Here is an 11,450-nt window from a genome sequence, read left to right as displayed (position 1 = left end):
GCCAAGACAAGCACAAACTTTTAAGCCATACTTTTCTTTAATTTCAGTAACAGCTTCACTAACGACATTAACATCCTTTCGAGTTGGCCCACGACCACTTGCCACGATACAGTAAGTGCCGATTTTATTGTCAAATGCTCGTTTTGCCCCCGCTAAAATTTCTTCTTTCGTAATGAATGGATATTTTTCGATCGGTGCTGTCGATTTAGATGACTGAGAACAATAGCCACAATCCTCTGGGCAATAACCGCTCTTAGCATTCATAATCATATTTAGTTTTACTTTCTTCCCATAGTAGTGCTTACGAATAGCAAAGGCACCGTCCATTACCTTCAATAGCTCATCATCTTCACTATTTAAAATGGCAAGAGCCTCCTCATTGCTAATGATTTTCCCTGCAATAACTTCCTCTGCTAACTGTAACCAATTCATCTAGACATTCTCCCTCTCTACTTGAATATTTTATCAATTATGTCTCGGCATAATCGCCTGGAATCGGCTTTGTGCACAAAGAACTACTTTCCGATTCCGTGACATCCGCCGGAGGCTATCACTTATTTCAGCTGATGTTTGCTCAACCGCTAAAAAACAACTTACCTCTGCATTCCTCTCACATCTGTAGAAATGAGATACTTCAGCTGAAAGAAGTTATTGTTCTTGCTGAATGAAATACTTTGTAAAGGCGCTCGGCCAAAAAGGCAGAAGCGATCGCTAAGCAAAAATCGGCAACAATGCTGTTTAAAAAGCCAACTACGAAAATATGTGACCAACTCGTTTTCATATGTAACCAGAAATTCAAAGATACATATAAATACGGTACCGCCACCCCATAAATAATAATGAGCCCGACAATATTTGCACTGATAAAATGTTTTTTCGTTGGTGTATCTACTCTTTCAATCATGAAACCAATTACTAAGGCGGCCAGTGCAAAGCCAATCAGGAAACCAAATGTTGGTTGCAATACATAGGTGATACCCCCACCTTGTGTAAAAACAGGTAAACCAACTAAACCAACCCCTATGTAGACAAGCTGACTTTGTAATCCATTGCGACTACCGAGCAAGCTACCTGCTAAAAAAACAAAAACAATTTGTAATGTAAAGGGCACTACTGGCAGCGGTATTTTAATAAATGCCCCGATTGCGGTTAAAGCGGCAAACAACGCAATCATCACAAGTGACAGTGTTGATTGTCGTTTGAACAACTTATTCCCTCCCGCTCCTCAAAAAATTGCATGATCGTCTCTTTGGTTGTATCAATCATAAAATCCATTTCATCGTCAGATATAATGTATGGAGGCAAGAAATATACTATATTGCCAAGAGGACGAATGAGTAAGCCTTTTGCTAAGGCTCGTTTTGATAGTTGATAACCGATACGTTCCTCACTCGGAAGTGGTTCCTTAGTTTCACGATTCGCGACTAATTCAATAGCACCAACTAGTCCCACCTGACGATATTCACCAACAAACGGCAACTCTTCAAAAGCCTGCTTAGCTAGCTTTCGCATACGTTCGCTCTTGTTTTTTATCATGTCGATCACACGTTCCTCTTCAAACATTGTCAAAACCTCTAGGGCTACACGACAAGCAAGCGTATTACCAGAATAGCTATGAGAGTGTAAAAAAGCTTTCATTGTACCGTAATCATCATAAAAAGCGTTGTATACATCATCAGTCGTTAATACTGCGGATAGTGGCAAATAACCACCCGTTAAACCTTTTGATAGGCACATAAAATCTGGAGCAATACCCGCTTGCTCACAAGCAAATAATGTACCTGTACGTCCAAAACCTACAGCAATTTCATCTGCAATAAAATGAACATCGTATTTTGTACAAAGCTCTCGTAATCGCTTCAAATAGATTGGCGGATACATTTTCATGCCTGCAGCCGCTTGAATGAGAGGCTCAATAATAATAGCTGTAATTTCTTCATGATGCTGACTAAGCTCGTCTTCAACAAATTGTATACATTGAGCTTGACAGCTTTCAGGATTCTCCCTAAAAGGACATCGGAAGCAATCCGGTCCTTGTGCACGTACTGTATCCAATAACAGTGGTTGATACACTTCGTTATATAGCCCTACCCCACCAACAGATAAGGCACCAAGTGTTTCACCATGATAAGCATCCGTTAAAGCTAGAAAGCGTTTTTTCTTTGTTTTTCCCGTCTGCATATGATATTGAAAACTCATTTTGAGTGCCACTTCTATCGCTGACGAGCCGTTGTCTGCAAAAAATACTTTATTCAAACCGTCTGGCGTTAAGGCGACTAATTTTTCTGCCACCTTAATGGCTGGTTCATGTGAAAAATTTGCAAAGATCGTATGCTCTAATGTAAACGCTTGATCGCTTAATGCTTGACTTATTCGTGGATTTGCATGTCCAAATAAATTTACCCACCAGGAAGATACGGCGTCTAAATAACGATTATTATGTTCATCGTACAGCCATACACCTTGTCCCTTTTTAATAACAATAGGCGGATGTTGTTCATAGTCCTTCATTTGTGAGCATGGATGCCAAACATGTTGTAAATCTCTCGTCTGCAATTCAGTTAATGATTGTTTCATATTTGACCAACCTTTCAAACAAAGATGTGTGTGAAATAGAGTAGTCAACAATCTGTGAAATATCCCCAAGCTTCGGAATCGTCGCATATGGCAACTCTTGATGTTGTAGAATCATCTTCACATTATCTTGTTCCATCCGACTACCTGTATCTCCATTAAATACAAGGCCAAGAACCTCAACATTACGAGCATGTAATGCCTCAAGTGTTAGTAATGTATGGTTAATTGTTCCAAGTGTTGTTCGTGTGACAAGAACGACTGGAAGCTTACTTTGAACGATTACATCAAGAAGTGTATTTTCTCCATATGTATCTATTGGAACAAAAAGTCCCCCTGCTCCCTCACAAATGACGACATCGTTTGCTTGCTGTAACAACTGAATTTGCTGTAATAAATACTCCACATTAATTTGCTGTCCCTCCAGCTGTGCAGCAAAATGTGGTGATGCAGCTTTCTTAAAAGAATAGCCATTTAAATTTTCTTGCTTTAGGCTTTGTAATGAATACTTTTCATACATTGCTGTATCGTAGTAATAGCAATGCCCATTCTCACAAACTTCCCCAGTTTGCACGGGCTTATACGGTGTAACTTGTAGATCATGCTTTTGTAATTGCCGCATTAGCAATGTAGTGACAACTGTTTTACCGACATCTGTATCTGTTCCAACAACCCAAAAATGTTGCACCGGTAACCTCCCCCTCTTTTTAAGTTAACCATTAACACTATTCAAGTTAACACATTTAATTTTATTTTGTAAATGCTATTTCCATATTTCTTCAAAAACAACCTTTTTCTATGCAAAAAATAGGAAATTTGTGATAACTTAAAAGACTTTTCATCAATAAAAAACACTAGTTTCTTACCATGTGGTAAAAACTAGTGCTGGTTAATATATATTTTCACAGGTTTTTTATTAAGTAGCAGGCCTATTACCATAACGGGGGTTTGATTTCCGTTCCGGCTGGGCGCTTTCCTGGGGGCGTCCGATGAGCCGCTTAGGCCAACACGATGTTGGTCACGAAGGCGTTATCACAGGACGTGATGGGTTTTAGCCTTCGTTCCCCTGTTTGCTCGCTCCAGGGTCTCATCTGTGACGCTAATCCCCGAGGAGTCGCCCAGCCTCCACTCCAATCATCTTATATCATATCACCACTAATTTTTAGTAATAGGCAATTAAGTACGCATAAACAAAATATCAACAAAAAGTCATTTTTTCACTTAATAATAAATTTATTCTCACGCGGATTTTTTGTACTCAGTTGGCCTTTCATGTGCAATATAAAAGCATCATTGTATTTAAGTCCCACCTGTATATTTCTTGCTCCTATAAAACTTTAGTGCAGATTAGATGTTACTACGAAAAAAATATAGAAAAATATAATGCTTTATGTTTACATATTATTTGTAAATATATCCTTTATATAGAAGGGGATTTTCTAATGTCCTATCTGCTGCAGTTACTCATTTTCGGCATTACAGGTTCGTTAGTATACTATGGTGTTTACTATGGAACACCGCTATTAATTAAAAAGGGTGTACCATTAATTTATGCTTTTTGGTTCTTTCTTTGGTTTCCTGTAATGAGTTTATTTCCAATCTCGTTACTACTGTATCATTTAGAGGGAAATGCTTGGACATGGCAAAATATTTTGGAAAGGTTTCGCTTCAATCCTTTAACAGAAAACGATTGGTATTGGGTTGTGGGAGCAATTATTGTTACAATATTCGCTGACCTATTTCTTGAACCTTTAGGTAAGTTTTTTGCGAAACTTCCAATGCTTGCCCCACCAAGTTATCTTCCAGCTCCATTTAATCCATTAAAAAGGATGGAATTACCTCCATCAGAATTTTTCGGTGTTACGCTTTATAGAAATTGGAAAATGATAACCATATTTATTCCGTTACACCTTTTTGCTATGTTATGTGAGGAACTAATGTGGAGAGGCTTTTTCCTCCCTATCCAACAAGAAATTTTCGGGAATTGGGCATGGGTAGTAAATGGATTACTTTGGGCATGGGTTGTTCATGCTTGTTTGAAGTGGCATTTTATCAATATGCTTCCTAGCATGCTTATTGCCCCATGGATTGCTCAATTTACTAATTCAACATGGGCTTCTTTTGCAACTCATTCTATTGGAAATAGTTTACTATGGATTTTGTTATTAGTGGGAATAACTAAAAAAACTAAACCTCAAAATATAAACTCAATTTAATTTTATAAATCCACTTTTAAAGTCTTGTTACATAAGTAAGTGTAGCAAGATTTATTTTTTTATAAACACACAATAAAATCCACATAAATTTCATACTCACCCTTTATCAACTTTTAAGCTTGTATTTTAGCTGATTTCTATTAATATCCAGAAAATTTTATTGCTTCATTACTTTTCTGAATTTTATAGAAAATTTAAAGGGTTTTACTCTTCGTTCGTAGTATTAATCTAAACGGGGGTGGCTGTATGTTTGGTATTTTTAAAGAGTCAGACAAGATTATTGATACTTATGAGCATGTTAGTTTTATTTTAAAATCCTTGCTCACATACGAGCTAAAAGACTTACCTATTCGCTATGAGTTTTGGTATCGTGTGGCTATTCGTCAGGAAGAATTGCGAACGTTAAATACCGAACATCGGGCAAAGATCTCTATGACTACCGCAGTAGGACGATTTCACCAAACACAATACGAGGGAACGAAACAAAAATTAGCAAAGCTTGAACGTCTCGCAGATATGTATAAATCGTTTTGTATTGAGGAAGAAAGAGAGGCATTAAATCATCGACTCTATTTTCATAAAGAAGCGATTTCTGAGCTATACGAGCATGTCCAAAATAAAGATCTATATGTGTATTGCGATGCTATACAACAACAATTTTGGAATGCTGTGAGTGAAGATATATTAAATGCAATAGCCCACCTAGATTAAGTAGGTGGGCTATTGCAAAGACTTCTATTTCCATTTCTCTTTAGCCACCCGAATGCCCCCCTATCAGTAAACTCATCTACTAAACGATATTCTTCTTAAAATCTCAAAATTTGAAACATTTTCCTCTTTAATTCGTAAATATACAAAGAGAGGAAGTGAATGACAATAGATATTAACATACATAAAGGTGGCTATGTAGAAAACGAAGCCATTATTTCAAACATTCAATTTCAAGTAAATAGTGGCGAGCTTGTTGGATTAATCGGTTCCAATGGAGCAGGCAAAAGCACAACCTTACAAGCAATGATGGGTGTATTACCAGTAGTGGATGGTCAGGTGACAATAGGAGCTTACGGCTACGTACCAGAAAGACCAATTTTGTATGAGTATTTTACATTATGGGAGCATATCGATTTTTACATGCGTGTAGCTGGTAAGGAAAATTCTTTAACAAATCGTGCAAATGAATTACTGAAAATTTTCCATTTGGACCATAAGCTACACGATTATCCCACAACGTTTTCCAAAGGTATGCAACAAAAAGTGATGCTTATTTTAGCATTTCTCGACAAGCATTCTACCTATATTTTAGACGAGCCATTTATGGGTCTTGATCCACAGGCAATGCGTAAGCTCTTAACGATATTAGAAGAGTTAAAAGCGCAAGGTGCTGCCATTCTAATGAGTACACATGCACTCGATACGGCAGAAAAAATATGTGATCGTTTCATATTAATTGATGATGGGCGAATTTTACAGCAAGGTACACTTGAATCGTTACGCTTAGCGGTGAAACAGGACAAAGCATCTCTTCTTGATATTTTCGACACACTGCTTGAGGAAAACCACCATGACTAATATAGTGCAGCAACGAAGAAAATTAGAGCGCTCCCACAATTTTAAGCTATTGGCAAGCATCGTCGATTGGACAGTCGCCTTATATGTTGTTGTGCCAGCAATAGTCATTGGCTTTTTCCTTTATAAAGACTTTATTTTAAATATAAGTACATCGTGGGTCATACATATTCCGCTAGTGTTCATTATTGTACTGTTATTTCTTATTACACGAATCGAAACTATTCGTACTTATTTACAACGAGCCGATCATCTTTTTTTAATCCAAAACCGAAAACAAATGGTACGCTTAAAACAAGCTGGTCTTTATTGGTCGTTAAGTATGCACCTAATTTTACTAGGTTCTGGCCTTGCTCTATTAGCGCCGATCTTTATAATCGTTTATCATGTAACTGTATTAGAATTACTTTCTTTACTATTGCTACTATTCACGACTAATTTTATGAAGGTAGTTTTACAATTAAAGCTTCGTAAATGGCAGCAACTAGTAAGTAACATATTTATGTGTATTCTCGGTACGATTTGCTTTTTGTATGTACCTACTATTATTACTTCACTTATTTATCTAATTCTTCTTGTTTATTGCACAAGCTTTTATAATAAACATTATGTCTATATCACTAAATTTTTTGATCAACAAGTGGAGCTCGACCAAGCAGCATTTTATAAATGGCAAAGTCTTTTATTCCAAATTGCCCCTGAGCTTCGAAGTCAGCTAGTACCGACATTAAAAAAGCCTCGCCTACTATGGAAAAATTCAAAGCGTATGTTTCGACGTTCCGATTATTTTATAGAGGAATTAGTATGCAAAACGATGCTTCGTCAAAAACAGTATCGTTTAGGATATCTTCGTTTCTTATTGAGTGGTATTGGGCTCATCATTATTGTGCCAGCATGGGCGAAAATGATTATACTCGGAATACTTTATTTTACTTTACGGTCAATGATGCAATCGGTGATCCAGCAAATTTTAGAGCATAAAATTTGGTCAATCTTTCAAGTATCCAATGAACAATTTCAAACAGCTAACAAGCGCTTGCTTAAGGGATTTGTAGATCTGCCATTATTGTGTGTCCTTATTATTTTTATTATTAGTCTTGTAAATTAAGGCTCAAAACGTTAATAAGATTGTTGATATACCAACGTTTACAAAGGTTTTTTGGTTCAAGCTGGTTCAAATCAGCTTGAACCTCATAAAGAACTTAACAGAAAAAAAGCATCAGCATCTTGTTATATAAGGGTATTGGAATAGAGGATAATTGGTCTATTATAGAGGCTAGTTATCCTCTTTTTATATACATACTGCTCTAAAAATATAAGGGTCGATTAATAAGTATAAAATGTATATTATAAATATTAGGAATATTACGAAAAGTATATTTATTTGTGTACAGGAGGATGTATCCTCGGTTCGAGGACCTTATAGAAGCAAACATACCAATTAACGCTATGAGTTAAGCACCTTTAAATAATACGGTTAACGGTGTTGAATACTTCCATTCCAACGAATTTTCTATAATGGCACTTCCCTCATACCAAGATATAAATGTTGAAACAGCTAAAATAAAACTTCCAATTTTAAGTTGCTATACATACTTAAACAACTTTTCTCTCCTTATAAATCCTATTATTTCGGTTTTTAATTAGCATAGCTTTCTTTTACAAATCCGCGTCGTTAGGGAAAGAGTGGGACTGATTGATACCAGTACCACCCTATTCATATTAAAAATTCACTTTAAATCCATTAACCATAATGGATTTAATTTGGTCGAGCTTTAATGGTTCCTCTGACAGTAACTTCAGTTTCACTTGATTTTCATCAGAGAAGGAAACTAAACTTTTTAATTCCTTATGACTTCCGTCTTTCTTAACAATTGTAGCCGTTAATTCTTCCGTTTCTGTCGCATCGCCTTCCCCTATAATCGTTAAACCAAGTGGAGAAACCTTCAGCTCTTTCGCTTTCCAGTCACCAAAGTCCATAGCAAATGGCACCGACTGCCCTCTCATCTCTTCGAGTTTGAAGGTTACTTCCCAATCTCCCTCCACATATTGACCAGCTGTATAAATCTTTGCCTGCAACTCATACTCAGCTACATTGATATCCTTCACATTAAATATATTTTCCTCATAATTATACGCATAAATTGATTTTCCTTGTTCATCTCTCCCGTAGGAATAATTCTCTGTAGGAAGAATCTTCTGCCCAGCTGGATTCACTAAATAAAATTCTCCGTGTTCAATCGCATTATTGGCTGGCCACTCTGTTTGCACATATAGTTTGTCATTATGAAGTCCTATATTTTTAATTCGCATTCTGTCGTATAGTGGTGTTTGAATATTCAACTTACCTGCTGGTAGTACATATACACCTCCTTCACGGGACTCTCCACCACTCCCGCGAATTGTATCATCTGGCAAAATTTCCGTTTGTTGTTTTTCTACATCTTGTAAATCCAGTGGGAATGTTACATCCTCTAACACTGATTTATCACTTAAAAAAGAACGGATTTTTAACTTAAAGTTATCGGTGCTACTCCCATTAAACGACATAAATCGAACAAAGGCTGTTTTCGTTGTAGGATCAAAACCAATTCTTTCAACAGTAAAAGACCGCCCTTTTGAAATGAAATAGTCATAAATATCCAATGTTTCATCAATACGGTTTCCTTCAACATCCTGCATTGTTACATACACGACGGCCATATCTTCATCCTGCATTGCTGAAACGATTTCCATTTTTATGCCATCATGTTCAACAGTACTTTCTATTGGTTCAAGTAATGCAGCTATTTCAGGGCTAATATGCCATAGCAAATTTTTTACATCGTCAATCATTGCAGCACCAACTGTAATAGAGCTAGCTAGAAATACAGTAGCCACTGATGGAATGAGCCACATTTTCTTCCTTTTTTTCTTTACTTGGCTAACGCCCATTTTCGCTCTTTTGTGTAAATCTTTCGGCAATGGAATCGACTCTACTGATTCTTTTAACTTATCCATAAAAATCTGCCTCCTCTACTTGAACACGTAATTTTTTCAATGCACGATACAGGATTGACTTTACTGTTCCTAATGGGATTTGGAGCGTGTCAGCAATTTCTTGAAAAGTATAGCCCTCGTAATATTTCAGTAATACAATCCCTTTTTCATCGTTTGTCAATTTCTCTAATATCTGTCTTAGTAAGACTTTAACGGTAGGGTCAACCTGTTCAAACTGTATATTGTCTATGTATTCATTTTGCACAGGCACAATCTTTTCTAGCTTTTTTAAACGATTCAGTGAACTACTAATGGCAATCTTAATAAACCATGTTTTAATGTAAGTAGGTTCTTTTAAGCTTTCAATTTTATCGAACGCTTTATAAGCAGTTTCTTGTACAATATCTAAAGCCTCCTCTTCATTCTTCAAATAAATAAATGCCATTCGATATATATCTGCTTCATACATCTGAAAAAGTTTTAAAAAGGCTTTTTCATTTCCTTTTTGAGCTTTTTTAATTAAACGAATAATGTAACTCACTCCCTTCTATACATTAGACAATTTAGTTCATGATTTAGCTTAAATAATTTACATTTTCTCGCAAAAAAAGTAGGAAGAATATTCTCCCTACGATTTCATTTATATTATTCCAATTAATTTTTAATAAAATCTTATTACGAAGTACTGCCTCTATGCTCTAATACGGTAAAAGGAATATAAGTAATCCATTTAGATTAGTAAAAACTCATTCCTGCTTATTAAAGAAAACCGCACCGTTAGCACAAGAAGCGATCGCTCTAATTGAACAATCACACCTCGTTAGTGGAATAAGAAGCTTAGGATAGGAGGTGATAACAATAATAATAGTGCAATTGAAATCAGCCATTTTGTCAATGTTTTTGAGAGTTTGTCTTTTACATCTCCTTTATACCATCCACTAAATTGCAGTTTATTTCGATATAAAATAGTAAATATAATTAAAATTGAGATTATCATCATAATTCCATAAGTATTCGAATATTTCATCCCTGATTTTTGGTAGATATAAACAATAATATTGCCTGAAATCAAATAAAAGATTATGAGTAAAAAAAACATTCTTATGAACTCCAATAGTACCCTCATTACATTCACTCTCCAAGCTTTTATTTAATATTTATTTTACCACATATATCCACATTGTTATTTAACTATCCTGCTCGTTAGTTGAGTAAAACAAGATAAAACAACAATCGTTACGAACAGAATCATAAAAAATAGACCAAACATATTATATATATAAAATATGCTTGATCTATTTATTTACATACGTTTGAAGGTTGTCACCCTAAGATAACGTTGACTTGTGCTTTTTTTCTGGCATTAATTCCAGATAATAATTTTGTGTTGATATTTTAAAATGAAGCTAATTGCAGCCTGTGCCTTCTTTTTATTTCCCTTCGATTGTTACATTTTTCTTTCTGGTATCTGGGCCATCTAATCTAAAACCAACAAATGAATCATCTACACGTGTAAGTAAACTTCTACTATTTGTTTTTACCCCTGAAAAAGTTGTTTGAAAAATCGTTTGATTAACCAGATCACTGCTAAAAATGAGTTCTTCACCTATTGTCTTCCATACTATTGGATCTGGTACATAAGTTCTCGGTTGTGGTGGGTCCGTTAAATCGTATCCATCTTTTACTTTGAAACTTCCGTACTTTTCAAGTTTTTTCAAATATTTGGAGTATACTTCTAATTCATGATTGTAATTCGGATCTGTAGTATAAGTATAATAATCCGAAAAAGCACCTTTGAATCCCAATGCATCATTATCTGTAAGTTTAGGGCTACTTAATTGATAGTATGCATCCGGGATTTTTAAACTAATATTCTTGGTGTTTTGCCCTAATTCATCCATTGTAATATCTAATGTGTACTTACTTGAAAGTGAAGATCTTTTACCGCCGTTAAATTCTAAGTAAATATCCTCAAAAGATCCATCCCTTTCTTTTACAAATTCAGATATTGATGTACTATTTCACGCGTGTTGATTATCTAGTTTCTTCCAATGAAAATTAAATAAAAAGAGAGATTCTCATGTAAAATTGTTAGTTACCACACAAACAATTACG

General features: G+C 35.5%; 12 protein-coding genes. 4 read left to right on the top strand and 8 right to left on the bottom strand.

The genetic code is table 11. The features are described from left to right. From ACFXN8_RS19590 to bioD, 4 genes are all read right to left on the bottom strand, one after another. Positions 1–432, bottom strand: a 432-nt coding sequence (locus tag ACFXN8_RS19590) for a biotin synthase BioB (RefSeq protein WP_483869463.1), incomplete at its 3' end; no start/stop codon positions are given. Between the two features lie 202 nt (positions 433–634). Next, on the bottom strand, positions 635–1,207 hold the full coding sequence (locus ACFXN8_RS19585; RefSeq protein ID WP_386847347.1) for a biotin transporter BioY: 573 nt from the start codon (positions 1,205–1,207) through the stop codon (positions 635–637). Next, positions 1,174–2,577: an adenosylmethionine--8-amino-7-oxononanoate transaminase gene (gene bioA, locus ACFXN8_RS19580; protein ID WP_386847346.1), complete on the bottom strand. Its 1,404-nt coding sequence runs from the start codon at positions 2,575–2,577 to the stop codon at positions 1,174–1,176. Before bioA ends, ACFXN8_RS19585 begins: the two co-directional genes overlap by 34 nt. Continuing rightward, complete coding sequence (gene bioD / locus ACFXN8_RS19575) at positions 2,558–3,262, bottom strand: dethiobiotin synthase (RefSeq protein ID WP_386847345.1); 705 nt, start codon at positions 3,260–3,262, stop codon at positions 2,558–2,560. The genes bioA and bioD overlap by 20 nt, the downstream gene beginning before the upstream one ends. Before the next feature lie 586 nt (positions 3,263–3,848). On the opposite strand from bioD, the gene ACFXN8_RS19570 reads away from it, so the two are divergent. The 4 genes from ACFXN8_RS19570 (at position 3,849) to ACFXN8_RS19555 (ending at position 7,464) form a co-directional block, all read left to right on the top strand. Further along, positions 3,849–4,790 carry a CPBP family intramembrane glutamic endopeptidase gene (locus ACFXN8_RS19570; protein ID WP_386847344.1) on the top strand — a complete coding sequence of 314 codons (942 nt, stop codon included), beginning with the start codon at positions 3,849–3,851 and terminating at the stop codon, positions 4,788–4,790. A 246-nt stretch (positions 4,791–5,036) separates the two neighbouring features. After that, positions 5,037–5,501 carry a hypothetical protein gene (locus ACFXN8_RS19565; RefSeq protein ID WP_376077553.1) on the top strand — a complete coding sequence of 155 codons (465 nt, stop codon included), beginning with the start codon at positions 5,037–5,039 and terminating at the stop codon, positions 5,499–5,501. 159 nt (positions 5,502–5,660) lie between these two features. Continuing rightward, the gene (locus ACFXN8_RS19560) at positions 5,661–6,359 is read left to right on the top strand and encodes an ABC transporter ATP-binding protein (RefSeq protein ID WP_376077552.1); all 699 of its coding nucleotides are present in this window, start codon (positions 5,661–5,663) and stop codon (positions 6,357–6,359) included. After that, entirely contained in the window at positions 6,352–7,464 is a 1,113-nt protein-coding gene (locus ACFXN8_RS19555; protein ID WP_386847343.1) for an ABC transporter permease, read from the top strand. Before ACFXN8_RS19560 ends, ACFXN8_RS19555 begins: the two co-directional genes overlap by 8 nt. Before the next feature lie 346 nt (positions 7,465–7,810). Here the strand turns inward: ACFXN8_RS19555 and ACFXN8_RS19550 are convergent, their stop codons facing one another. The 4 genes from ACFXN8_RS19550 to ACFXN8_RS19535 form a co-directional block, all read right to left on the bottom strand. Further along, entirely contained in the window at positions 7,811–7,933 is a 123-nt protein-coding gene (locus tag ACFXN8_RS19550) for a DUF4306 domain-containing protein (protein ID WP_386847368.1), read from the bottom strand. A gap of 145 nt (positions 7,934–8,078) precedes the next feature. Further along, entirely contained in the window at positions 8,079–9,356 is a 1,278-nt protein-coding gene (locus ACFXN8_RS19545; protein ID WP_386847342.1) for a hypothetical protein, read from the bottom strand. Next, on the bottom strand, positions 9,349–9,876 hold the full coding sequence (locus ACFXN8_RS19540; RefSeq protein WP_386847341.1) for an RNA polymerase sigma factor: 528 nt from the start codon (positions 9,874–9,876) through the stop codon (positions 9,349–9,351). The genes ACFXN8_RS19545 and ACFXN8_RS19540 overlap by 8 nt, the downstream gene beginning before the upstream one ends. An 889-nt stretch (positions 9,877–10,765) precedes the next feature. After that, complete coding sequence (locus tag ACFXN8_RS19535) at positions 10,766–11,236, bottom strand: hypothetical protein (protein ID WP_386847340.1); 471 nt, start codon at positions 11,234–11,236, stop codon at positions 10,766–10,768. Positions 11,237–11,450: the final 214 nt, after the last annotated feature.

It is taken from the genome of Lysinibacillus sp. NPDC059133 (assembly GCF_042755925.1).
Taxonomy (GTDB): domain Bacteria; phylum Bacillota; class Bacilli; order Bacillales_A; family Planococcaceae; genus Lysinibacillus.
This window is presented reverse-complemented; position numbering and strand designations above follow the sequence as displayed.

Excerpts from the sequence above, each read along its gene's own strand:
- bioA (WP_386847346.1), bottom strand. The coding sequence starts at position 2,577 with ATGAAACAATCATTAACTGAATTGCAGACGAGAGATTTACAACATGTT.
- ACFXN8_RS19565 (WP_376077553.1), top strand. The coding sequence starts at position 5,037 with ATGTTTGGTATTTTTAAAGAGTCAGACAAGATTATTGATACTTATGAG.
- ACFXN8_RS19560 (WP_376077552.1), top strand. The coding sequence starts at position 5,661 with ATGACAATAGATATTAACATACATAAAGGTGGCTATGTAGAAAACGAA.
- ACFXN8_RS19555 (WP_386847343.1), top strand. The coding sequence starts at position 6,352 with ATGACTAATATAGTGCAGCAACGAAGAAAATTAGAGCGCTCCCACAAT.
- ACFXN8_RS19545 (WP_386847342.1), bottom strand. The coding sequence starts at position 9,356 with ATGGATAAGTTAAAAGAATCAGTAGAGTCGATTCCATTGCCGAAAGAT.
- ACFXN8_RS19535 (WP_386847340.1), bottom strand. The coding sequence starts at position 11,236 with ATGGATGAATTAGGGCAAAACACCAAGAATATTAGTTTAAAAATCCCG.